The sequence below is a fragment of the Streptomyces sp. NBC_00271 genome (genome assembly GCF_036178845.1).
GTDB lineage: Bacteria > Actinomycetota > Actinomycetes > Streptomycetales > Streptomycetaceae > Streptomyces.
Window position 1 is genome coordinate 4,020,293 of sequence record NZ_CP108070.1, and the last position, 23,233, is coordinate 4,043,525.

General features: G+C 71.7%; 22 protein-coding genes. 10 read left to right on the forward strand and 12 right to left on the reverse strand.

Annotated features, from left to right (window positions below; genetic code table 11):
- The first annotated feature begins 69 nt into the window (after positions 1–69).
- Both yaaA and eda read left to right on the forward strand, forming a co-directional pair.
- Entirely contained in the window at positions 70–852 is a 783-nt protein-coding gene (gene yaaA, locus OG798_RS18690) for a peroxide stress protein YaaA (RefSeq protein WP_121416307.1), read from the forward strand.
- 86 nt (positions 853–938) lie between these two features.
- Entirely contained in the window at positions 939–1,589 is a 651-nt protein-coding gene (eda, locus tag OG798_RS18695) for a bifunctional 4-hydroxy-2-oxoglutarate aldolase/2-dehydro-3-deoxy-phosphogluconate aldolase (protein ID WP_095854973.1), read from the forward strand.
- Here the strand turns inward: eda and OG798_RS18700 are convergent.
- Complete coding sequence (locus OG798_RS18700) at positions 1,573–2,589, reverse strand: zinc-dependent alcohol dehydrogenase family protein (protein WP_267061603.1); 1,017 nt, start codon at positions 2,587–2,589, stop codon at positions 1,573–1,575. The two genes, eda and OG798_RS18700, sit on opposite strands and share 17 nt — an antisense overlap.
- Positions 2,590–2,704: 115 nt before the next feature.
- On the opposite strand from OG798_RS18700, the gene OG798_RS18705 reads away from it, so the two are divergent.
- Complete coding sequence (locus OG798_RS18705; protein ID WP_328757341.1) at positions 2,705–3,514, forward strand: helix-turn-helix domain-containing protein; 810 nt, start codon at positions 2,705–2,707, stop codon at positions 3,512–3,514.
- A gap of 80 nt (positions 3,515–3,594) precedes the next feature.
- On the opposite strand, the gene OG798_RS18710 is transcribed toward OG798_RS18705, so the two are convergent.
- From OG798_RS18710 to OG798_RS18720, 3 genes are read right to left on the reverse strand one after another with little or no spacing between them, the layout of a single operon-like run.
- Positions 3,595–4,809: a bifunctional RNase H/acid phosphatase gene (locus OG798_RS18710; protein WP_097226093.1), complete on the reverse strand. Its 1,215-nt coding sequence runs from the start codon at positions 4,807–4,809 to the stop codon at positions 3,595–3,597.
- Positions 4,810–4,821: 12 nt separating this feature from the next.
- Positions 4,822–5,565, reverse strand: coding sequence for a zinc ribbon domain-containing protein (locus OG798_RS18715; RefSeq protein ID WP_121416303.1), 744 nt, complete (start codon positions 5,563–5,565; stop codon positions 4,822–4,824).
- Entirely contained in the window at positions 5,562–6,419 is an 858-nt protein-coding gene (locus OG798_RS18720) for a Nif3-like dinuclear metal center hexameric protein (protein ID WP_060899938.1), read from the reverse strand. Before OG798_RS18720 ends, OG798_RS18715 begins: the two co-directional genes overlap by 4 nt.
- 255 nt (positions 6,420–6,674) lie before the next feature.
- Here OG798_RS18720 and OG798_RS18725 point away from each other — a divergent pair, with 255 nt between their 5' ends.
- Positions 6,675–7,961: a hypothetical protein gene (locus OG798_RS18725; protein WP_257016858.1), complete on the forward strand. Its 1,287-nt coding sequence runs from the start codon at positions 6,675–6,677 to the stop codon at positions 7,959–7,961.
- Between the two features lie 62 nt (positions 7,962–8,023).
- On the forward strand, positions 8,024–8,191 hold the full coding sequence (locus OG798_RS18730) for a hypothetical protein (protein WP_165854109.1): 168 nt from the start codon (positions 8,024–8,026) through the stop codon (positions 8,189–8,191).
- 106 nt (positions 8,192–8,297) lie between these two features.
- Here the strand turns inward: OG798_RS18730 and OG798_RS18735 are convergent, their stop codons facing one another.
- From OG798_RS18735 to OG798_RS18745, 3 genes are all read right to left on the reverse strand, one after another.
- Positions 8,298–9,236: a 3-oxoacyl-ACP reductase gene (locus OG798_RS18735; RefSeq protein ID WP_328757342.1), complete on the reverse strand. Its 939-nt coding sequence runs from the start codon at positions 9,234–9,236 to the stop codon at positions 8,298–8,300.
- 71 nt (positions 9,237–9,307) lie between these two features.
- The gene (locus OG798_RS18740; protein ID WP_328757343.1) at positions 9,308–10,384 is read right to left on the reverse strand and encodes a Zn-dependent alcohol dehydrogenase; all 1,077 of its coding nucleotides are present in this window, start codon (positions 10,382–10,384) and stop codon (positions 9,308–9,310) included.
- A 45-nt stretch (positions 10,385–10,429) separates the two neighbouring features.
- Positions 10,430–11,287, reverse strand: coding sequence for a MaoC/PaaZ C-terminal domain-containing protein (locus OG798_RS18745; RefSeq protein ID WP_267061607.1), 858 nt, complete (start codon positions 11,285–11,287; stop codon positions 10,430–10,432).
- Between the two features lie 254 nt (positions 11,288–11,541).
- On the opposite strand from OG798_RS18745, the gene OG798_RS18750 reads away from it, so the two are divergent.
- Genes OG798_RS18750 through OG798_RS18760 form a run of 3 tightly spaced genes read left to right on the forward strand, consistent with a single transcriptional unit; the run spans position 11,542 to position 14,508 of the window.
- A complete protein-coding gene (locus OG798_RS18750; RefSeq protein ID WP_328757344.1) occupies positions 11,542–12,453 on the forward strand; it encodes an ABC transporter ATP-binding protein in 912 nt (303 codons plus the stop codon).
- Entirely contained in the window at positions 12,453–13,172 is a 720-nt protein-coding gene (locus OG798_RS18755; RefSeq protein ID WP_097226087.1) for an ABC transporter permease, read from the forward strand. The genes OG798_RS18750 and OG798_RS18755 overlap by 1 nt, the downstream gene beginning before the upstream one ends.
- A gap of 40 nt (positions 13,173–13,212) precedes the next feature.
- Complete coding sequence (locus tag OG798_RS18760; protein WP_328757345.1) at positions 13,213–14,508, forward strand: sensor histidine kinase; 1,296 nt, start codon at positions 13,213–13,215, stop codon at positions 14,506–14,508.
- Here OG798_RS18760 and OG798_RS18765 read toward each other — a convergent pair.
- A complete protein-coding gene (locus tag OG798_RS18765) occupies positions 14,486–16,036 on the reverse strand; it encodes an alpha-L-arabinofuranosidase B (RefSeq protein ID WP_328757346.1) in 1,551 nt (516 codons plus the stop codon). The two genes, OG798_RS18760 and OG798_RS18765, sit on opposite strands and share 23 nt — an antisense overlap.
- Positions 16,037–16,326: 290 nt before the next feature.
- On the opposite strand from OG798_RS18765, the gene OG798_RS18770 reads away from it, so the two are divergent.
- The gene (locus OG798_RS18770) at positions 16,327–16,959 is read left to right on the forward strand and encodes a response regulator transcription factor (RefSeq protein ID WP_067363136.1); all 633 of its coding nucleotides are present in this window, start codon (positions 16,327–16,329) and stop codon (positions 16,957–16,959) included.
- A 34-nt stretch (positions 16,960–16,993) separates the two neighbouring features.
- Here OG798_RS18770 and OG798_RS18775 read toward each other — a convergent pair whose 3' ends face one another.
- The 4 genes from OG798_RS18775 to OG798_RS18790 form a co-directional block, all read right to left on the reverse strand.
- On the reverse strand, positions 16,994–17,830 hold the full coding sequence (locus OG798_RS18775) for a hypothetical protein (RefSeq protein WP_267061609.1): 837 nt from the start codon (positions 17,828–17,830) through the stop codon (positions 16,994–16,996).
- Complete coding sequence (locus OG798_RS18780) at positions 17,830–18,369, reverse strand: SigE family RNA polymerase sigma factor (RefSeq protein WP_328757347.1); 540 nt, start codon at positions 18,367–18,369, stop codon at positions 17,830–17,832. The genes OG798_RS18775 and OG798_RS18780 overlap by 1 nt, the downstream gene beginning before the upstream one ends.
- Positions 18,370–18,446: 77 nt before the next feature.
- Positions 18,447–19,874, reverse strand: coding sequence for an MFS transporter (locus OG798_RS18785; protein WP_413253538.1), 1,428 nt, complete (start codon positions 19,872–19,874; stop codon positions 18,447–18,449).
- A 118-nt stretch (positions 19,875–19,992) separates the two neighbouring features.
- Positions 19,993–21,186, reverse strand: a complete 1,194-nt coding sequence (locus OG798_RS18790) for a lipid-transfer protein (protein WP_328757348.1) — start codon at positions 21,184–21,186, stop codon at positions 19,993–19,995.
- A 223-nt stretch (positions 21,187–21,409) separates the two neighbouring features.
- Here OG798_RS18790 and OG798_RS18795 point away from each other — a divergent pair, with 223 nt between their 5' ends.
- Complete coding sequence (locus OG798_RS18795; RefSeq protein WP_328757349.1) at positions 21,410–23,155, forward strand: MFS transporter; 1,746 nt, start codon at positions 21,410–21,412, stop codon at positions 23,153–23,155.
- The last annotated feature ends 78 nt before the right edge of the window (positions 23,156–23,233 follow it).

Here is a 23,233-nt window from a genome sequence, read left to right on the forward strand (position 1 = left end):
GCGGCGGGCACCCCGACCGCACCCCTTAGGCTGGCGCCGGGCCACACCCACCGTTAGGAGAACACCACCGTGCTCGTGCTGCTGCCGCCTTCCGAGGGCAAGGCACCCTCCGGCCGGGGAACCGCGCTGAAGCTGGAGTCGCTGTCCCTGCCCGGGCTCACCGAGGCGCGTCGGGCGGTCCTCGACGAGCTGGCCGAGCTGTGCGCCGGCGACGAGGAGAAGGCCCGCGAGGTGCTCGGACTGAGCGAGGGCCTGCGCGGCGAGATCGCCAAGAACACGCAGCTGCGCAGCGCGGGCGCGCGCCCGGCCGGGGAGATCTACACGGGGGTGCTGTACGACGCCCTGGACCTGGCCTCGCTGGACACGGCGGCCAAGCGGCGCGCGGGCCGCTCGCTGCTGGTCTTCTCCGGGCTGTGGGGCGCGGTCCGGGTGACGGACCGGATCCCGTCGTACCGCTGCTCGATGGGGGTGAGGCTGCCGGGGCTCGGAGCGCTGGGCGCGCACTGGCGTACGCCGATGGCCGCCGCGCTCCCCGAGGCGGCCGGCGACGGGCTGGTGCTCGACCTGCGGTCCTCGGCATACACGGGTGCGTGGAAGCCGAAGGGCGAGGTGGCCGGGCGGACGGCGACGGTCCGGGTCCTGCACGCGCCCACCCGGAAGGTGGTCAGCCACTTCAACAAGGCGACGAAGGGGCGGATCGTACGGAGTCTGCTGGCGGCGGGCGCCGCGCCCGCCGATCCGGCGGAGCTGGTGGAGACCTTGCGGGACCTGGGGTACGAGGTGGAGGTGCAGGCGCCCGCGCGGGCGGGGACGGCCTGGGCGCTGGATGTGCTGGTGAACGAGGTGCATTAGAAGTGCGCTAGAGGCGCACCAGAGATGCCGTTGCAACATACGCAACGCTCTTTGCGCATGCTGCACGGCGAGGGCACGATGAGCCCATGAGCTCACCGCTGCCCTCGGTTCCCGCCGTCTCCGTGCTGGATCTCGCCCCCGTGGTTCCCGTCGTCGTGGTGAACGAGATCGCGGACGCCGTACCCCTGGCCACGGCACTCGTCGCGGGTGGGCTGCCCGCGATAGAGGTGACCCTGCGGACGCCGTGCGCGCTCGACGCCATCCGGGCGATCGCGGACGGGGTGCCGGGCGCGGTGGTCGGCGCGGGCACCGTCATCACGTCGGCGCAGGTGACGGAGTGCGTGGCCGCGGGCGCCCGGTTCCTGGTCAGTCCCGGCTGGACCGACGTACTGCTCGATGCCATGAAGGCGTCCGGGGTGCCGTTCCTGCCGGGGGTGTCCACGACCTCGGAGGTGGTGGCGCTGCTGGAGCGCGGGGTGCGGGAGATGAAGTTCTTCCCGGCGCAGGCTGCGGGCGGCACGGCGTACCTCAGGTCGCTCGCCGGACCGCTGCCGCAGGCCAGGTTCTGCCCGACGGGCGGTATCGGCCCCACCTACGCGCCGGACTACCTCGCCCTCCCCAACGTCGGCTGCGTGGGCGGGACATGGATGCTTCCCGAGGACGCGATCGCCGCGAAGGACTGGGCGCGTGTGGAGAGCCTGGCGCGCGAGGCGGCCGCGCTCAGGCCACGCGGATGACGACCTTGCCGAAGGCCACGCCGGACTCGTAGTGGCGGAACGCCTCGTGGACCTCGTCGAAGCCGAAGACCCGGTCGATGACCGGGCGGGTGCCGTGCAGGGCGAGGGCTCGGTTCATGGACTCGAAGTGGGTCCGGCTGCCGACGAAGAGCCGCCGCATCGTCACCAGACTCGACGCGAGCGCGTCCGTCGTGATCTCCAGCGAGGCCTTGCGCGGGCTGTTGGCACTGACCAGGACGATCCTGCCGTAGAGCGCCGAGGCGCGGACCGACTGCTCGATCGTCTCCGGGCCCACGGTCTCGACGACGAGGTCCACGCCGCGCCCGCCCGTGAGGTCGCGGACCGTCTGTCCCCACGCGGGGTGGTCGGCGTACCGCACGACGTGGTCGGCGCCCAGGGCCTTGAGTCGCTCGGCCTTCTCCGGGCTCGATGTCGTGGCGACGACCTCGGCGCCCAGCATCTTCGCGAACTGCACGGCGAACAGCGAGAGCGCGCCCGTGCCGAGTGTCAGCACCGTCTCGCCGGGGACCAACGCCTCACCGCCCGTCAGCGCGTGCCAGGCCGTGACGCCCGCGCAGGGCAGGCAGGCGGCCTCCTCCCAGCCGAGGTGGTCGGGCACCCGCACCGCCGCGTCCTCGTCGAGGCGCGCGTACTCGGTGAGCATGCCGGGCAGGGTGGCGCCGGGCTGGTCGATCAGCGCGGGCGTGATCCTGCCGTCGATCCACTTCGGGAAGTACGTGCTCGCCACCCGGTCCCCGACCGCGAACCGGGTCACCTCCGCGCCCACCGCGACGACTTCGCCCGCTCCGTCACTCAGCGGGATCACGTCCGGCACGGCCTTCAGCGGATAGGTACCGTTCAGGATCAGCAGATCGCGCTTGTTGAGGGAGACGGCGCGGACGCGGACGAGGATGTCGCGGGGGCCTGGCTCGGGGCGGTCCGTCTCGCGCGGGGCGATGCCGTCGACGGTGCCGGGCGTTTCGAGGTGGTAGGCGCGCATGTCGGCTCCCTGGGGTGTGCTCCGTGGATGCGTCCATGCTGCTCGGACGGGGTACGCCGCTCAATTCCCCGTGAGGTATGGCCGGACTGTCGTACCCGTGACGTACAACTGAGCCATGACCATCAGCACGGCCGCCTCGGTGACCGAACCCCCACCCTTCGCCCGGGAGCTGCTGCGCTGGCGCACCGCGCGCCGGGTCAGTCAGCTGGAGCTCGCCTCGCGGGCGGGGACGACCCAGCGGTACGTCAGTTTCATCGAGCGCGGGCGGTCGGTGCCCGGCAGGGAGATCGTGATCCGGCTCGCCGAGTCGCTCGGCCTGACGCTGCGGGAGCGCAACTCGCTGCTGCTGGCGGCCGGTTACGCGCCCGCGTTCGCGGAGTCACCGCTCGACGCGGTCGCGTTGAAGCCCGTACGGGAGGCGTTGGACAGCATTCTCGAAGGGCATCTGCCGTATCCGGCGGTGGTGGCGGGGCCGCGGGGTGAACTCGTGGCGGCGAACGAGGCGTTCGACGTGCTCACCGAGGGCGCGGACCCCGCGCTGCTCGCGCCGCCCGTCAATGTGCTGCGGCTCGCGCTGCATCCGCGCGGGATGGGCTCGAGGGTGGTGAACCTGGACGCGTGGGGGCAGCACATCGTGGAGAACCTGCGGGCCCGTGCCGTGCGCAGCCCCGATCCCCGACTCGCCTCCCTGGCCGAGGAGTTGGCGGACTACGTACCGGCGAGTGAGCCCGGCGCCGACTATCTCGGCTTCGCCGTGCCGCTGCGACTGCGGTGCCCGGAGGGCGAGTTGAGACTGCTCACCACGCTGACGTCGTTCGCGACCGCGGTCGACGTGACGCTCGCCGAGCTCCACCTGGAGGCGTTCCTACCGGCGGACCGGGAGACCGCCGAGATCCTGCGGGCCCGGGCCGCTCGGCGCGGGTGACCTCCGGGCCCAGGGCGCTCGGCGCGGGTGACCTCCGGGCCCAGGGCGCTCAGCGCAGGTGACCTCCGGGTCCAGGGCGCTCAGCGCAGGTGAGAGGTGTCGTTGAAGAGGCGCAGGCTGGCGTTGCCGTCCGCGTAGTAGGCCACCGCCGACAGGGAGGCCGCGGACAGCTCCATCCGGTACAGGGACTCCGGCGGGGCACCGATCGCGAGCCGTACGAGGCTCTTGATCGGGGTGACATGGCTGACGAGGAGGACGGTGCGGCCCGCGTAGGAGGCGATGAGCTTGTCGCGGGTGGTCGCGATACGGCGGGCGGTCGCCGCGAAGCTCTCGCCGCCGCCGGTCGGTTCCGCCTTCGGGGAGGCGAGCCAGGTCTTCAGGTCCTCGGGGTACCGCTCCTGCACCTCGGCGAAAGTGAGGCCTTCCCAGGCGCCGAAGTCCGTCTCGCGCAGGCCGTCCTCGATGGCGACCTCCAGTCCCAGGCGGGCGGCGACGGCGGCGGCGGTCTGGCGGGTACGGGTGAGTGGCGACGCCACGATCGCCTGGACGGTGCCGCGTGCGGCCAGCGCGGCGGCGACGCGCTCGGCCTGCTCCCGGCCCACGTCCGAGAGCGACGGGTCGGTGCCGCCGCTGCCGGAGAAACGCTTCTGGGGGGTGAGGAGGGTCTCGCCGTGGCGCAGGAGCACGAAGGTGGTGGGGGCGCCCATGTCGGGGGCCGCGCCCCAGCCGGTCGACGGCGCCGGGGTGGCCACGTTGTGCGCGGCCCGTGCGTCGGCGTCGGCCTTCGCGGCTTCGCCACCGGGAGTCGTCCGAGTGCGGGTCTGTGGGGGCTGGTCGCGCAGTTCCCCGCGCCCCTCACGGGGCGCCGACGGGGACCACGGTTCGCCGCGCCGCCCGGCGTCCATCGCCTCGTTGGCCAGTCGGTCCGCGTGCTTGTTCTGTTCGCGCGGCATCCACTCGTAGGTGATCCGGTCGGGCGGGAAGATGCGGGCCGCCTCCGCGGCCAGGGGCTTCATGTCCGGGTGCTTGATCTTCCAGCGGCCGGACAACTGCTCGACGACGAGCTTGGAGTCCATCCGGACCCGGACGCGCGCGGCCGGGTCCAGTTCGTGGGCGGCGCGCAGGCCCGCCACCAGGCCCCGGTACTCGGCGACGTTGTTGGTGGCGATGCCGATGTACTCGGCACGCTCCGCCAGTGTCTCCCCGGTGGCCGCGTCGATGACCACGGCGCCGTACCCCGCGGGTCCCGGGTTGCCCCGGGAACCGCCGTCGGCCTCGACGATGAACTCCCGCACGCCCCGCGCCCCTTACAGACCGGACTCGGACGTACGCACCAGGATGCGGCGGCAGTTCTCGCAGCGCAGCACGGTGTCCGGGGAGGCCGCCTTCACGTCGTTGACCTCGGTGATGTTGAGCTCCAGACGGCAGCCCTCGCAACGGCGCTGGTAGAGCCGCGCGGCGCCGACGCCGCCCTGCTGCTGGCGCAGCTTGTCGTAGAGCTTCAGCAGGTCGGCGGGGACGGAGGCCGAGACGACCTCGCGCTCCTTCGTCACCGAGGCGGTCTCGCCGTCGAAGGACTCGAAGGCGGCGTCCCGGCGGCCGGTCGCGTCGTCGATCTTCGACTGCACGGAGGAGGTCCGCTCGGTCAGCTCGGCGACCCGCTCCTGCGCGGACTCGCGACGCTCCATGACCTCGAGGACGACGTCCTCCAGGTCGCCCTGCCGCTTGGCGAGGGAGGTGATCTCGCGCTGGAGGTTCTCCAGGTCCTTGGGGGAGGTGACGGCACCGGAGTCCAGGCGCTGCTGGTCGCGGGTGGCGCGCTGGCGCACCTGGTCCACGTCCTGCTCGGCCTTGGTCTGCTCGCGGGCGCAGTCGCTCTCCTCGGTCTGCGCGGCGACGAGCAGGTCGCGCAGCTGCGTGAGGTCCTTGTTCAGCGACTCGATCTCGGCGTGCTCGGGAAGGGACCTCCGCTTGTGCGCGAGCTGCTGCAGGCGTACGTCGAGGGCCTGGACGTCGAGAAGTCGGATCTGGTCGGCAGGCGCGGCGTTCAGTTGGGGGCTCCCATTGCGTTAGGTGTTTCGGTGGACGCCGCGTGGGCGGTCCAGGGGTCGGTGACCGTCTTGGAGACGTGGACCCGCAGGCCCCATCCCTTGCGGTCGGAGATCTCGTCGAGCTGGGCGGCGGCCAGCTCGCACCAGGGCCACTCGGTGGCCCAGTGCGCCGCGTCGAGCAGCGCGAGAGGACTGTGGGCGCGGGCCTCCGACGCCGGGTGGTGGCGCAGGTCCGCGGTGAGGAAGGCGTCGACGCCGGCGGCGCGCACGTCGTCGAAGAGGCTGTCGCCGGAGCCGCCGCTGACCGCGACGGTCCGTACGACCGCCTCGGGGTCGCCGGCGACGCGGATGCCCTGCGCGGTGGCGGGCAGTCGCCCGGCGGCGCGCGCGGCGAGTTCACGGACGGTCAGCGGGTGGTCCAGCTCACAGACGCGGCCGAGGCCGCGGCGGCCCTCGGGGTCGGTGGGGTCCGGCACGAGCGGCCGTACGACCCGCAGGTCGAGTGCCCCGGCGAGGGCGTCGCTGACTCCCGGGTCGGCGCGGTCGGCGTTGGTGTGGGCGACGTGCAGCGCGATGTCGTTCTTGATGAGGGTGTGCACGACCCGGCCCTTGAAGGTGTCGGCCGCGACCGTCGTCGTCCCACGCAGATAGAGCGGATGGTGGGTGACCAGCAGGTTCGCGCCCAGCTTCACCGCTTCGTCGACGATTTCCCGAACGGGATCGACGGCGAACAGGACGCGGGTGATCTCCTGGTCCGGCTCGCCGCACACGGTGCCGACCGCGTCCCATCCCTCGGCCCTCTCGGGGGGCCAGAGGGTGTCGAGCGCGGCGATGACTTCAGACAGACGGGGCACGGGGAAAGGCTACCTGGCTCGGGCCGGTGCCCCACCGGTCTCGGGCCGGTCCCGGGGTGCGCGACCAGGGGTCCCGGCGGCGGGCGGCCCTCGGTGATCGGGGCCCCACCCCCTTCTCCCCGCACCGTTCAGCACACGCGTCCACGTTCCCTCAGGCGAATCGCGGCACGGCCACCCTTATGTGTGAAGCGCCCGCCCGCCGGTCCCACGTCTGTGCGTGCGAAAACTAGCTTCGTCGCCGGAGGTGACCGAACGATGACGGCCTGTGCCACCGAGCCTGCGGCGGAACCCGGGGACGAGCGGGCCACTCGCCCCACGGATACGACCGCCCACCCCGCGGATGCGACCGCCTGCCCCATGGATGTGATCGCCCGCCCCACCTGTGTGATCGCCGCGGACGGAACCTACGCGGCCCGCCTCGCCCTCGACGGCGAGTGCTGGTTCCCGGAGCGCTGGACGCTGGACGGCCCCGAGCCCTACGCCGTACCGCTGCCCTCCCACCAGCCGGAGGAGCCCGGCACCGAGGTGCTGCCGATGTCCGACGGGCGGGTGCTGATCCACCGCGTCGCGGACGGGCGGCACACGTTCTCGCTGCTGTACCCGACCGAGCCAGGCACCGGGGAGCTGCTCCTCGGCGCGGTGGAGTGCCACGACGAGGACGCCCGGCTGTGGCTGCTGCCGCCCGCGCCGGACGGGGAGCATGCGTACGCCCTCGCCACGGGCCGTGACTCCACGGCGGTGTGGCTGGTGGCGGGCGGCGCGTTCGGGCCGGAGCACCTGGCCGAGGTGCCGGGCCGCTGTTCGGGCGGGGCCTGGCTGGACGGCGCGGGGCGCCTGCTGGCCCTGGACCGCCGCCTGGACGGCCGCACCAAGACGGTGGTCGTCGACCTGGGGCGCGGCGGTGAAGTAACGCCACTGCTGCAGATCGCCGAGGACAGCGACGACCGGCTGCTGCTCGCGGACGCCGACAGCGGACTGCTGCTGATCCGCTCCGACGCGCCGTCCCCGGGCCTCGACCGCCTCGGCTGGGGCGTCCTCGGCAGCACCCTGCCGATCCGCTTCCCCGACTGTCTGCAGGCCACCGACTGCGCGGTGACGCCGTTCGCGATCCAGCCGGGGCAGGTACTGACGCCGGAGCGCTGCGCGGTGGCCCTGCGCATCGACGGACCGGCCGGCAGTTGGGTGGGCGTGTGGCGACCGGTCGAACGCCAGGTCCACCATCTCGCGGCCCCGGAGGGCTGGTTGGCGGGCGCGGGCCTGTGGACCAGGGAGGGGGTCCTCCAACTGCCGTACGCGACGGGGTCGGTGCCGTGCGGGGTGACGAAGGTGACGGCGCCCGCCGTCGCGGTGACGGCGGAGGCACCCCCTCCGCCGGAACGGCCCACGGCGCGCCCGGTCCCCCTCCAACAGGCACCGCTGGGCGGGCAGTCCCCCGTGAGAAGGCGGCCCCTTTCCGTCCGTCCTGCGCCCGAGGACGAGGTCTTCCGGGCCGAAGGGGGGTCCGGGGGCGAGAACAGGTCCCCCGCCCCCGTTCCCGCGTGAGCGACCGGTTACAATCCTCCGGCTGCAAAGAAGGATCTTGTTGACGGGGTGAACACTTCCACATGAGCGAAACCAGCACCATGGAACCGCCGGCCACCGACGCCCACGAGGCGACGGTCCAGGACGAAGGCCACGGCAAGCACCGTGGCCCGGTCTCCGGCCGGGACGACGAGGCGACCCCCCACGGCCGCCACCGCAAGCCGTCCGACCAGCAGAACACATCGGCCTGACGGTAAGCGGAACCAGCGATACGGCCCCGCTCGCGCTCGGCGCGAGCGGGGCCGTTCCGTGTGGCGCTCCCTGCCCCAGCCGGCACACCCGCCCCTGTCGGGCGAGCTAGGTGTGCTTGAGTCCCAGTACCTCCGCCGCCGCGAACGTCTCCCCCGGTGGCCGCTGCGCGTAGTACGGGCCGAGCAGTGCCTCGAGTTCGTCGTAGGTGAAGGCGTCCTGCTTGGTGTCGAACTTGGCGGCCACCCGCGGCCTATCGACGACCGCGACCATCCCGCCGTGCACGACGAGCAGCTGTCCGTTGACGTGCGCGGCGGCGGGTGAGGCCAAGTAGCCGACGAGGGGCGCGACATGCTCGGGGGCGAGGGGATCGAGGCCCTGGTCGGGGACCTCGAACCCGTGGAACACGTCCTCGGTCATCCGGGTCCGGGCGCGCGGGCAGATGACGTTGGCCGTGACGCCGTACTTCGCGAGCGCCAGCGCGGTCGAGGTCGTCAGTCCGACGATGCCGCCCTTGGCCGCCGCGTAGTTGGGCTGTCCCGCCGAGCCCGCGAGGAACGCCTCCGAGGAGGTGTTCACGATCCGCCCGTACACCGGCCCGTCCGCCGCCTTGGACCGCGCCCGCCAGTGCACGGACGCGAAGTGGGTGGTGTTGAAGTGCCCCTTCAGATGCACGCGGATGACGGAGTCCCACTCGTCCTCCGACATCGAGAAGACCATCCGGTCGCGCAGGATGCCCGCGTTGTTGACGAGGATGTCCAGCTTCCCGAACTCGCCGATCGCCAGGTCGACCAGCTCACGGGCCCGTTCGTGGTCGGAGACGTCCCCGGTGTGGGCGAGGGCGTGGCCGCCCGCGGCGCGGATCTCGGCGGCGACCTCCTCGGCGGGGGTGGCCGAGGCCGCGCCGGAGCCGTCCCGCCCGGGCTGCCCGTAGTCGTTGACGACGACGGCGGCACCCAGGCGGGCCAGTTCCAGCGCTTCGGTCCGGCCGAGCCCACGCCCCGCGCCGGTGACGATCGCGGCGAGCCCTTCAAGTGGCAGTGACATCGAAGTCCTCAGCAGTCGTGGAGGCGGTCGTGGGGGCAATCGTGGGGGTCAGGTGGCAGCAGCCGTGAGGGTCAGATCTCGATGCACGTACGCAGCGCGGTTCCCGTCCGCATCCGGTCCAGCGCCTCGTTGATCCCTGACAGCGGCACCCGGTGGGTGATCAGGCTCTCCAGGTCGATGCGGCCCGCGCGCCACAGGGCGACCGTCCGCTCGTACGACCGCAGGACGTCTCCGCCGCCGTACATGGACGGCAGGATCCGCTTCTCGTCGAAGAACAGCTCGAACATGTTGAGCTGCAGGAAGTCGTCCATGGCGCCCGCGCCGACGATGACGAGGGTGCCGCCGCGGCGGGTGTTCTCGTAGGCGGTGCGGGCGGTGGCGGAGCGGCCGACGACCTCGAAGACGTAGTCGAAGCCCTCGCCGCCGGTCACCGACTGCTTCGCGCCCGGGAGTTCGTCGGGCGAGACCGCCTTCGTCGCGCCGAACCGCAGCGCGGCCTCCCGGCGCGAGGCGACCGGGTCGACGGCGACGATCTCGGCGGCGCCCTTGAGGCGCGCGCCCTGGATCGCGGAGATGCCGACGCCCCCGCAGCCGATCACGGCGACCGAGGAACCGGCCGCCACGTCCGCGGTGTTGAGGGCGGCGCCGAGGCCGGTCGTCACTCCGCAGCCGATGAGGGCCGCGATGTCGAAGGGCACGTCGTCCGGGATCGGCACGGCGCAGCCCGCGTCGACCACGACCTCCTCGGTGAAGGTGCCGGTCCCGGCGAAGCCGAAGACGTCTTGGCCGGGGCGCCTGAAGTTGGGCGTGCCGGCGTTCATGAACCCGGCCAGGCACAGCTGGCTCTGGCCGCGCTTGCAGGCGGGACAGACGCCGCAGGCGGGCAGCCAGCAGACGACGACCCGGTCGCCGGGCTTGAGGTGGGTGACGCCCTCGCCGACCTCGACGATCTCCCCGGCGCCTTCGTGGCCGGGTACGAACGGCGCGGGCTGCGGCAGTACGCCGCTCATCGCGGACAGGTCGGAGTGGCACAGGCCGGTGGCCCGTACCCGGATCCGCACCTTGCCCGGCCCGAAGCCCACCGCCTCGATGTCGTCGAGGACTTCCAGCTTGTCCTGGCCTATCTCGTGCTGTACGGCTGCGCGCATGGTGCGGCTCCCCTCGACAACGGGCTGATCACTGACGGGCTGAGCTCAGGAGTGCGTGACGACGGTGTCGGCGAGGACCGGCGCGTCGTCCCGCTCGAGGGCGCTCACGGCCACCCGGACGCTGCCTTCCTGCCGCCACATACGGATGCGCAGGGTCTCCCCCGGATACACGACCCCGGCGAAGCGCGTGGTGTACGAGCGGACGCGCGCCACGTCCCCGCCGAGCAGCGTGTCGACGACCGCCTTGAGGGTCATCCCGTACGTGCACAGCCCGTGCAGGATCGGCCGGTCGAACCCGGCGAGCTTGGCGAACTCGGGGTCGGCGTGCAGCGGGTTCCAGTCGCCGGAGAGGCGGTAGAGCAGCGCCTGCTCCTCGCGGATCGGGCGCTCGACGGTCCGGTCCGGCGCACCGGCGAACTCCTCGAGGCGGGTGGAGGGGCCGCGGTCGCCGCCCCAGCCGCCCTCTCCTCGTACGAAGATCTGGGCGTCGTTCGTCCACAACGGTCCCTCGGCGTCGGCGACCTCGGTGCGCATGACCAGGACGGCCGCCTTGCCCTTGTCGTACACGGCGGCGATCCGCCCGGTGGCCAGGGCCTTGCCCTCGATGGGGATCGGGCGGTGCACTTCGATGGTCTGGCCGCCGTGCAGGACGCGGGCGAGGTCGACGTCGACGCCGGGCATGGACAGGCCGCTGATCACCCCGGGGGAACCGGCGCCCGCGACGGTGGCGAAGCTCGGCAGGACGTGCAGCTTCGATTCGAGGGTGTAGCGCAGCTCGTCGGGATCCGTCGCCGGGACGCCCGCTCCGAGGCCGAGGTGGTAGAGCTGGACGTCCTTGCGGTCCCAGGTGATCTCACCGCTGCGGGGTTCGGCGGCGAGGGCCTTGGCGGCGTCGATGGGCATGGGGCTCCTGATCAGTAGCGCGAAAGACCTCGGTGCGGCCGTCCGCACCGTCGGCCGCACCGAGGTCGACACTGGCCGATCTAGAACGCGTTCCAGTCCGGCGACCCTTGTATAGCCCAGCACTCGGCAGTTGTGAAGGCTCCTGACGCCCTGTCAGGTCAACGGTCCGTTCGCCCGGCCGTGACATTTGTCCTGCCGGAGTCCGTACAAGCGCATCTGCCGGGCGAGGGCCGCGGATTCGTACCGTCTCAGACATGACACAGACAGGTGGGACGGAGCGTGCCGTGTCCTTCACGGGGGCGGTCAAGGCGTTCGGCACGGTGCGCGCCGTGGACGGGGTGGATCTGGAGATCGGCCGCGGCGAGACGGTGGCGCTGCTGGGGCGCAACGGCGCGGGGAAGTCGACCACGATCTCCCTGCTGCTCGGCCTGAACGAGCCGGACGAGGGGACGGTCGCGCTCTTCGGCGGCCCCCCGGAGGCGGCGGTGCACGCCGGGCGGGTCGGCGCGATGCTTCAGGAGACCCGGCCGGTGCCCCGCGCGACCGTCCGTGAGCTGGTCTCCTTCGTCGCGGGCCGCTATCCCGCGCCGCTCCCGGTCGCCGACGCGCTGGAGCTCGCGGGGATCGCGGATCTGGCGGGGCGACGCGTCGACCGGCTCTCCGGCGGGCAGGCGCAGCGGGTGCGGTTCGCGATGGCGCTCGCCGGGAACCCCGACCTGATCGTGCTCGACGAGCCGACCGCCACGCTGGACGTGGAGGCGCGGCGCGCGTTCTGGGACTCGATGCGGTCCTATGCGCGGCGTGGCCACACCGTCCTGTTCTCCACGCACTACCTGGAGGAGGCCGACGCGCACGCCGACCGGATCCTCGTCATCGACCACGGCCGGCTCGTCGCCGACGGGACCGGCGAGCAGCTCAAGCGGGCGGTGGGCGGCAACCTGGTCTCCTTCGACCTCGCGGGCCGGGGCACCGAGGGGCTGACCCTGCTGCCCGGTGTGGTGTCGGTGGAGGTGCGCGGGGACCGGGCCCTGCTGCGCACGGACGACTCGGACGCGACGGTGCTCGCGCTGGCCGAGCTCGGCGCGATCCGCGGCCTGGAGGTCGTCCCCGCGTCCCTGGACGACGCGTTCTTGGCGCTCACCTCGCATGTTCTGGAGACGGTGTGATGCTGGACTATCTGCGCCTCGAAGTGCGCCGGACGCTGCGCGACGCCGGCTTCGTCATCGGCGGCATCGCGATGCCCGTGATGATGTACCTCTTGTTCACCAACCTCGGTGACGCCAGTGACGGCGGCTGGAAGACCGGTTCGATGATCGGCATGGCCGCGTACGGGGCGGTGGGCTCGGCCCTGAACACCGGCGGCGGTGTCGCCGAGGACAAGGGGATCGGCTGGCTGCGCCAGCTGCGGGTGACCCCGATGACCCCGCGCGAGGTGGTGCTCGGGCGGACGCTGACCGGCTCGGTGACCGTGCTGCCCGCGATCGCCGCGGTGCTGGCGGCGGGCGGCCTGGTCAACGGCGTACGGCTGGAGGTCTGGCAGTGGGCCGCGGTCGCGGTGCTGCTGTGGCTCGGCTCGACACCCTTCACCCTGCTCGGCCTCGGCAACGGCTACCGGCTCACCGCGCAGACGACCGGTGTCGCGAACATGGTGTGCAACCTGGGGCTCTCGGTGGTCGGCGGTCTGTGGTTCCCGCTGACGCTCTTCCCGGGCTGGCTCCGGTCCCTGTCCGGCTTCACGCCCACGAACCGCATCGCCCAGCTCGGCGCGTCCGTCGCCGACGGCGCCGCACCGGCGCTCGGTGCGGTGGCGGTTCTCACGGCTTGGCTACTGGCCTTCGGTTCGTACGCTGTGGTCTCGTACCGCAGGGCCGCGCGGACCATCTGAAGCAGACCTGAAGCAGGCCGTCCGAAGGGGGAGCGGGGACATGTCCTGGATACGAGAGGTCACCTGTCAGGTGAAGGGGTGGCGGGTGGCGCGGGCGCGCTGGCGGGCCGACATGGAACGCTTCAAGGTCGAGCAGCGGGCCGCCCGCAAGGGTGGGAAGTGGCCCGAGAACCCGGGCCCGCCGCCCACCGGCTTCGCGCTGCTGCCGTGGCTGCTGATGGGGATGGGCTCCTTCTCCAACCTCCTCCAGGGCGAGACCCCCAACCCCTGGATCGGCGGCCTGGGTCTGTTCACCTTCAACTCCCTCTACATCTATGTGACGTTCCGCTCCTTCGTGAAAGAGGCCCGCGAGGCCCGCTCCACCAAGGTGGCGCTCGTCCTGATGGGCCTGGTCACCTGTGGGCTGGCCCTGGGGTACGGCGGCAGCTGGCTGTACTTCTTCCCGCTGCTGGGCCTGGCCACCGGCGCGGCGCTGCGGGGCCCGCGGGTCGGTCAGATCGGCCTCGGTCTGACCGCGCTCGCGGCGGCGGTCTCCTTCTTCCGCGCGGGCTGGGACGCGGTGAACGTCGCGTACGGCACCTTCCTGTCCACCATGGTGACGGCGGCGATCCTCTCCCTCTCCGAAGCGGTACGGGAACTGCGCGCCGCCCGCGAGGAGCTGGCCCGCCGCGCCGTCGAGAAGGAACGCCTGCGCTTCTCCCGCGACCTGCACGACCTGCTCGGCCACACGCTCTCCGTCATCGTGGTGAAGTCGGAGGCGGCCCGCCGGCTGGCCCCGCGCGACCTGGACGCGGCCCTCACCCAGATCACGGACATCGAGTCCGTGGGCCGGCAGGCGCTGACCGAGATCCGCGAGGCGGTGACCGGCTACCGCGAGGGCAGCCTCACCACGGAACTGGACCGGGCCCGCTCCGCCCTGTCCGCGGCGAGCGTCGACCCCGTGGTCCGCCAGTCCGGCGCCCCGCTGACCCCGCAGAACGAGGCCCTGCTGGGCTGGGTGGTCCGGGAGGCGGTGACCAACGTCGTACGGCACAGCGGCGCGACCCGCTGCGAGATCACCGTCGAGGGCGTACCGAACGGTCAGGTCCGCCTGACCGTCACGGACGACGGCACCGGCACGGGCGCCTCCGCGACCGGCCTTGCCGAGGGCATCGGTGGCACCGGTCTGAAGGGCCTGACGGAACGCCTCGCGGCGGCGGGCGGGTCGCTCAGGGCCGGCCCGTCACCACGCGGCGGCTTCACGGTCACCGCCGAACTCCCGGTGGAGGCGGCAGACTTGGCGTCCGCGGCGGACTTGGCGTCCTCTTCGGTGGCTACGGCGCCCAGGGAGCCGTGACCGCCCAGCTCACGTCGTCCGTCCACGAGGTGGCGCTGTCGAAGGCGTTCGAGCCGCCGTCACTCGCTATGTAGACGTTGTAGTTGTAGTGCCGGAGGTATCTCGTCGGGTAGTTGTACGAAGCGAACGAGGTCCCCGTCCCGCTCTTGCCGGTCCCGGCGCAGAACGTGGCGTCCTGTCTGAACTGCGTGGTGCCGACCATGGGTTGTCGGTAGAGCTGGTAGTTGTAGTGCCGCAGGAAGTCGCCCGGGTAGTTCCGTGACTCGAAGGAGTAGCAGGAGCTGTCGGCGAGGCCCCTGCGGACGATCCAGGTGGCGTCGCCCTTGTCGAGCGACGAACTGCTCGACGTGATGGCCGAGATGACCGCCGCGTTGTTCTGGTGGCGGATGTAGTCGGCCGTGCAGCACGAGGTGGTCGCGCGCAGCGAGATCTCGGACCCGGCCGTCAGCGAGCCGGTGCTGCCGGTCGCACCGCCGTAGCCGACGGAGACGATGTCGGCCTGGACGGAGTCGTCGGCGGCGTCCGTCGGAATGCCCGAGGTCATGACGCCCTCGAAGAAGGACCCGATGGAGCCGTTGCTGTTGTCGCCGCCGGTGCCCAGGACGATCGCGCCCTCCTGATGCATGGGCGAGTAACCACTGGTGGTGGGTTCACCCCCGGAATAAGTGGTCGTGAGACCGCCCGATTGGGCGTTGCCGTATTTCAGCGCGAAATGGTTCTGACCGTTGTTCTTCAGCAAAGCGGTCACGAACGGCATCGACCCGGTGCCGGTGTTCGACGTGTTCTTGCTGTAGCCGGAGTCCGACTGGAACAGTCCGTTCTCCAGATCGGCCTGCACCCAGGGGCCCTGGCCGTAACAGGGCGAGAACCAGCACTCGGTGCCGAAGTTGATCGCGTCCATGTGGCCGTTGCCGGTGTCCTGGTTGTTGGTCTCGGCGTTGCCGTAGTCGAAGCAGCAGCTGCCGTTCACATGGGTGCCGGAGGTCACCATGTACATCCCCTCGGCCGCCCCGTTGGTGGCCACGCCCGAGGTGGAGTTGTCCCGGTAGCCCATGCCGGCCGAGATCTCCAGGCCGTAGACCTGGTGGCCGCCGACGGTCACCGGCAGCGCGTCCGCGGGCGCCCCGACATCGGCCGCGCCCGCCCCGCCCGCGCCCTCGACGGTGAGGTCGTTGTGGCGCGCGGACTGGTCGTAGATCTTGGTGATGATGCAGGTGGTGCCGGAGCAGAAGGAGTCCTGTGCCGCCGCGTTCGCGTACCCGCCGGCCGCCAGGAGACCGATGTTCGCGGTGGCGCTGTCGGAGGCGCGCTGCACCTGGTAGAGCGAGCCGTTGTACGACGAGTAGAGCGCTCTGACGAGGCTGTGCGCGGCGACACAGGGTGTGCCCGCGGCGGCGTAGACGTCACAGGGCAGCGATCCCGCGGCGGTGGCCGCCGGGGTGCCGACGGCGAGCGCGACGACGGCCGCCAGCACCGACAGCACGGCCAATACGGCGCTTCTCGGGCGCGACGATCTTGGTAACACCATGCACCTCTTCCGTTCCTGGTAGGACAGTGCGGGTGCCCGGTCGAAATACCGGACATTGTTCGATCGAAATACCGAACCATTCCCGGTCGAAATGCCGAACGTTTGCGAATATCGACTCGACACAGGAACGGCAAAGGCGATCGCGGAATGTCGAGGCGATTGTTTGCCCGGAGTCAAGGGCCGTCAAGACGCGCGGAGTCGAACCATGGAGAGTTTTTAACGACCGGCGAAGTGCGCACCACGACGGGTCACATGCCTTCCCCCGCCTTACGCTGGGCCCCGTGAACGAGATGCCCCGGGACCACCGGCCCACGAAGTCCGTGCGTGTCCTGCTTGCCGAGGATCAGGGAATGATGCGGGGCGCGCTCGCCCTGTTGCTGGGGATGGAGCCGGACATCGAGGTCGTCGCCCAGGTCGCGGCGGGCGACGCCATCGTGGACGCGGCGCTGACGCACCGCCCGGACGTGGCCCTGCTGGACATCGAGCTGCCCGGGATGAGCGGCCTGGACGCCGCCGCCGTACTGCGCGAAGAGGCGCCCGACTGCCGGGTGTTGATCCTCACCACCTTCGGTCGGCCCGGGTATCTGCGGCGCGCGATGGAGGCGGGCGCCGCCGGGTTCCTGGTCAAGGACGGCCCCGTGGAGGACCTCGCCGAGGCGATCCGGCGAGTGCTGACCGGCGAGACGGTCATCGACCCGGCGCTCGCCGCCGCCGCGTTGAGCGCCGGGCCCAATCCGCTCACCGCCCGTGAGTGCGACGTCCTGAAGGCCTCGGTGGACGGCGCCACCGTCGCCGACATCGCCTCCAAGCTCCACCTCTCCGAGTCGACCGTCCGCAACTACCTTTCCTCCGCGATCGGCAAGACGAGCACCCGCAACCGCATGGAGGCGATGCGGGAGGCCCGCCAACAGGGCTGGCTGTGACCGCCGGCCGCCCGGCTCACCGCGCGCGAATCTCCTACTTCGTCACCGCCACCGCCTTGAAGGTCCTTCCCTCCGGTCCCAGGCACACGAACCAGTCGGACCGGGAACCGTCCGCCGGGCGGATCGCATCCTCGAAGTCCCCGACGATGCCCGTGCCCGGGGCGGGCCTCGACGCCGCGGTCGTCGTGCCGTCGTCCCAGGTGCAGGTGACCTCCTGGGCGGTCGTGGCGATCTGACCGACCACGAGCCGCTGGTCGGTCCCGCTCGTCGCCGTCCTGCTGGTATCCAAGGGCATCGCGCCGGACTTGAGGTCCGTGCCCGCCATGGTGTCTCCCTTCTCGAACGCCCCCAGCAACTTGATCGACGTCTTGTCGTCCAAGGTCAGGCGGACGAAGTACGAGCTCTTGCCGATGAGCTCGGAGGCATTGCGCACGTTCACCCACGGCTTGCCGAGCCCGGACTCGGTCATCGCGTCCAGTTGCCCCTGCGCCTCCGCCTTGTTCCGGGGCGCTCCCCAGACGTCGATGACGACCTTCCACTTCTTGCCGTGCTCGGTTCCCCTCGCCAGGTCGCTGCGCTGCGGCTCGTACAGATGCCGCTCGTCGCTCACCGGCGGCCGCGTCGCCGCCGGCGCGACCTTCTGCGCGTCGCCGCCCGTCACCCCGGCCAGTGCCAACGTCCCCGTCGAACCGGCGATCACCAGCGCCGCCGCTGCCGCCAGTGCCCAGCGGCGGGCCTTGCGGCGGCGGCCACCGCGGACCACCGCCTGGTAGGGGGCTATGCCGATCTCCGCCTCGTCCGCGGCCTCGGCCAGCAGGAAGGCGATGTCCCTGTGTGTCATGTCGTGGTTCGTCTCCCGGTCCGCGCTCATCACTTCCGCCCTCCGTGCGTCACCATGTCCGCCAGGCCCGGTATGGCGCGCAGCTTCGAGATCCCCTTCGCCGCGTTGCTCTTCACCGCGCCCACCGAACAGCCCATCGCCTCCGCCGCCTGGCTCTCGCTCAGGTCCTCCCAGTACCGCAGGACCACCGCCTCGCGCTGGCGCGGCGGCAGTTGGACGAGCGCCGTCAGCAGGGCGCTGCGGTCGTCGGCCTGGGCGATCCGGTCACCTTGGTCGGGCAGCTCGTGCGTGAGCCCCGAGTCGTCCTTCGGCGCCAGGAACTCCTTGAGCCTTCTGCGGTGTTTCCGGGCATGCGCGTTGATCATCACGCGCCGTACGTAGGCCTCCGGATCGTCGGCCGCGCCGACCCTGCGCCAGGCCACATAGACCTGCTCCAGCGTCGTCTGGACCAGGTCCTCGGCGGCGTGCTGCTCCCCCGTAAGGAGAAATGCCGTACGCATCAACCGCGGCCAGCGGCCGATGACAAAGCGCTGGAACTCCTCGTCCCGAGCCTGCTTCCGATCCCCCATGGGCACCTCCTAGATGTACAAAGGAGTCCACGAGGACCGGATTTCGTTGCCTCGACGGCAGGAGATCTTCGGCGGCCTCAGCGGGCGGAGATCCTCGAGGGCAGCCACAGCAGCATCAGCACCGCCCCGCCGAGCAGTACGTACCCGCCCGTACGGAAGACCAGCGCGTATCCCTCCGTCAGCGCCTGGGCCGACGAGCCGCTCCCCGTACGCGAGGCCGCGATGGTCGACATGACGGCGAGTCCGAGTGAACCGCCCATCGTGCGCGAGGTGTTGACCAGCCCGGACACCAGACCGGCGTCCCCCGGCGCCGCGCCCGAGGTCGCGAGCGAGGCGAGCGGGGTGGCGGCCAGCCCCGCGCCCGCCATCATCAGGATCCCGGGGAACATGATCGCCGTCAGGTAGGAGCCGTCGGCCGTCATCGTCGACTGCCAGCCGAAGCCCGCCGCGGCGACCAGCGAACCGATGACGGCCACGTTGCGCGCCCCGACCACCGGCATGAGCCGCGGTGCGAGCTTCGAGCCGAGGACCACCGCGAGCGAGCTCGGCACCAGCGCCAGCCCGGCGCCCAGCGGCGAGTAGCCGAGCACGTTCTGCGCGTACAGCGTCATGAAGAACCACATGCAGAACATCGCGGAGCCGCACACGAACATGGCCGCGTTCGCCGACGCCACCGCCCGCACACCGAGCAGGCGCAGCGGCATCAGCGGCACCCGCGTCCGCGCCTCGACCAGGAGGAACAGGCCGATCAGCGCGAGCCCGGCACACAGCGGTACGAGCGTCGCGGCCGCCGCCCACCCCTCCGCCTCGGTCTGCACGATCCCGTACGCGAGGGTCGCGAGCCCCGCCGTCACCAGCAGCGCGCCCGGCAGATCGAGCCGCCGCCCGTCCCCGGCCCGGCTCTCCACGAGCCACCGTGCGGCGCCCGCCAGCACCACCGCGCCCACCGGCACGTTGATCAGCAGCACCCACCGCCACGACAGCCCGTCCACCAGCAGCCCGCCGACCAGACCGCCGGCCGCCCCGCCCCCGGCGCCGACCGCCGTCCAGGTCGCGATGGCCCGTGCGCGGGCGGCACCCTCCGGGACCGCCGAGGTGAGGATCGTCAGCGTCGAGGGCGCGAGCACCGCCGCTCCGAGCCCCTGCGCGGCCCTCGCGACCAGCAGCTGCCAGCCCGCCTGGGCGAGCCCGCCGCCCAGCGAGGCCACCGTGAACAGCGCGAGCCCGACCAGGAACATCCGCTTGCGCCCGTACAGGTCACCGGCCCGCCCGCCGAGCAGCATGAACCCGGCGAAGGCGATCGCGTACGCGTTGACCACCCACTGCAGCCCCGGCGCGCTCAGCCCCAGGTCGGTCCGCATGGACGGCAGCGCCACGTTCACGACGGACACGTCGAGCACCACGAGGAACTGTCCGGCGCAGGCGAGCGCCACCACCAGCCAGGTGGGCGGCGCGACGCGAGCGGATATTCGGGTGTGTTCCGCGGCTCGAAGCATGAGTGTCATGCTCTCAACCGCCCTACGGTCCTTGCATCGGGATTTCGCCGCACTCGCCCTGGGCCACGGGACCTAGGCCACCCTGGGCCACTGGACCTAGGCCCGGCCGCGTCGGTCGGGCGGTGGCTCAGCCCGCCGCCCGTAGCAGCGTGACCACCGCCGCCCCGCCCAGCCCGATGTTGTGGGCGAGCCCGACCCGTGCGCCCGGTACCTGCCGGGGTCCCGCCTCGCCCCTCAACTGCCACACCAGCTCGGCCACTTGGGCGATCCCGGTCGCCCCCAGCGGATGCCCCTTGGAGATCAGCCCGCCGGACGGGTTCACGACCCACCGCCCGCCGTACGTCGTGGCCCTCGACTCGACGAGCTTGCCGGACTCCCCCTCCTCGCACATCCCGAGCGCCTCGTACGTCAGCAGCTCGTTGATGGAGAAGCAGTCGTGCAGTTCCACGACGTCCACGTCGTCGATGCCGAGTCCCGACCGCTCGTACACCTGGCGCGCGGCCTCCCGCGACATCGGCTGTCCGACGACGTCGACGCAGGAGCCGGACGCGAAGGACTCCTCGGTGTCGGTGGTCATGGCCTGCGCGACGATCTCGACGGCCTGGCGCGCCGGCGCGTGCCGCTCCAGGAACCGTTCGGACACCACGACCGCGGCGGCGGCCCCGTCCGAGGTGGGCGAGCACTGGAGTTTCGTCAGCGGCCGGTGCACGACCCGGCTGGCGAGGATCTCGTCGACCCCGTACACGTCCTGGAACTGGGCGTACGGATTGTTCGCCGAGTGGCGGTGGTTCTTGGCCCCGACGGCGGCGAGCTGCGCCTCGGTGGTGCCGTACTTCTCCATGTGCTCGCGCGCCGCGTCGCCGAAGATCTGCGCGGTGGGCGGGGACATCTCGAAGCCGTGCCGGGCGGCCATGACGCCGTAGTGGCGGGCCACCGGGGACGTCGAGAAGTCTCCCCCGTCCGCACCGCCCCCCAGCGCCCCGCGCTTCATCTTCTCGAAGCCCAGCGCGAGAACGCAGTCCGCGACCCCGCCCTCGACGAACTGCCGGGCCAGCATCAGCGCGCTCGATCCGGTGGCGCAGTTGTTGTTGACGTTGTAGACGGGGACGCCGGTGAGGCCGAGTTCGTACGCGGCGCGCTGGCCGGCGGTCGAGGGCTGGAAGCAGTAGCCGACAGGAACCTGTTCCACCTCGGCGTACGTGATCCCGGCGTCCGCGAGAGCGGCACTCCCCGCCTCCCGTGCCATGTCCCAGTACTGCCATTCACGGGTCTCGGGCTTCTCGAACCTGGTCATCCCGACCCCGGCGACGTAGGCCTTCATGGCGCGCAGACTAGAACACGTTTCATTTACCCACCAGGTCTGATGCCGGGTCAGTTCTTCATGGGAAGGTCAAGATTTTGTTAGTACGCCGAAGCATCGGAATAGTTGCCTGGGCGCACCGGGTTCGACATGCACGTATCCCGCACGCGCTCCCGCACGGATCGCCCACCGCTCTTCTCCTCCTTCTTCCTCCCTCTCTCTTTTGGCCTGGAGGCCTCACGCAATGACGCACACGACGACCGACCAGCCCACCCGGAGGCCCGGCGGCGCGATCGTGCCGGTACTGGCCTTCGCGGGCATCGTTGTCGCGGTGATGCAGACCCTGCTCGTTCCGGTCATCAAGGACCTGCCGGAGCTGCTGGGCACCGCACCCAGCAACGCCACCTGGGTGATGACCTCGACGCTGCTCGCGGGAGCCGTGGCCACGCCGATCATGGGTCGGCTCGGTGACCTCTACGGCAAGCGGCGGATGCTGCTCGCGAGCCTGTCCGTGATGGTCGTCGGCTCGCTCATAGCCGGTTTCACCAGCGCACTGCTGGTGATGATCGTCGGACGCGCCCTGCAGGGCTTCGCCATGGGCGCGATCCCGCTCGGCATCGGCCTGATGCGCGACATGCTGCCCCGGGAGAAGCTCGGCGAGGCGATGGCCCTCATGAGCTCCTCCATCGGCGTCGGCGGCGGACTCGCGCTGCCGGTCGCGGCCCTGGTCGCGCAGCACGCCGACTGGCACGCCCTCTTCTTCCTCGCCGCCGGTCTCGGCGCCGTCGCGATCATTCTGACCCTCGTCGCCGTACCGGAGTCCCCGATGCGGGCCGAGGGCACCTTCGACGGTCTGGGCGCGGCGGGCCTGTCCGCGGGCCTCGTCCTCTTCCTGCTGCCGATCACCAAGGGCAGCGACTGGGGCTGGACCTCGACCACCACGCTCGGCCTGTTCGCCGCGTCGGCCGTCGTCCTGCTCCTGTGGGGCGTGATGGAACTGCGCGTGAAGGCGCCGCTGGTCGACCTGCGCACCACCGCCCGCCGCTCGGTGCTCTTCACCAACCTCGCCTCGATCATGGTCGGCGTCTCCTTCTACGTCGTCTCGCTCGTCCTGCCGCAGCTGCTCCAGCTGCCGAAGGCCACCGGCTACGGCCTCGGCCAGTCGATGGTGGTCGCGGGTCTGTGCGTGGCGCCGCTCGGCCTGACGATGATGTTCACCGCGCCGGTCTACGCCCGGATCTCCGCCAAGTACGGCCCCAAGGTCACCCTGATCCTCGGCATGCTGATCATCGCGATCGGCTACGGCGCCGGCCTCGGTCTGATGAGCGCCGCCTGGCAGACCATCGTGATCTCGGTGGTCCTGGGCGCGGGCATCGGCCTCGCCTACTCCTCGCTGCCCGCGCTGATCGTCGGCTCCGTCCCGGCCTCGGAGACGGGCGCGGCCAACGGCCTCAACACCCTGATGCGCTCGATCGGCACCTCGGTCTCCAGCGCCGTCATCGGCATGGTCCTCGCCAACACCGCGAACAACGTCGGCGGCCTCGAGATCCCCACCATGCACGGCTTCCGGGTCTCCTTCCTGATCGCCACCGGCGCGGTCGCCATCGGTCTGCTCTTCGCCCTGCTGCTGCCGGGCCGGCGCCCGGCGACCAAGCCGCAGCTGCGCGCGAGCAGCGAGGAGGACGCGGCCCTGGAGCGCGCCCAAGAGGTGCTCCGCGGCTTCCGCGGCCGGGTGCTGGACGCCGACGGCGGCACGGTCGCCCGTGCCAAGGTCACCCTGATCGACCGGCGCGGCCGCCAGGCGGGCGCCACGCTCTCCGAGGCGGACGGCAGCTACGTGCTCGCCGTGCCCGCCGAGGGCGCGTACGTCCTCGCCGCCAGGGCACCGGGCCACGGCCCGCTCGCCTCCTCGGCGACCCACTCCGGCGACGACCGCCCCGTCGAGCTGGACCTCGCGCTGCCGAGCGAGACCGTTCCGGCCCAGGCCTGATCCGAAGGGCCTGATCCGAACGACGGGCCCTGGGGCCCGGCCCCTGCGCACCACACCCCCGTCGCCGCTGCGGCGGGG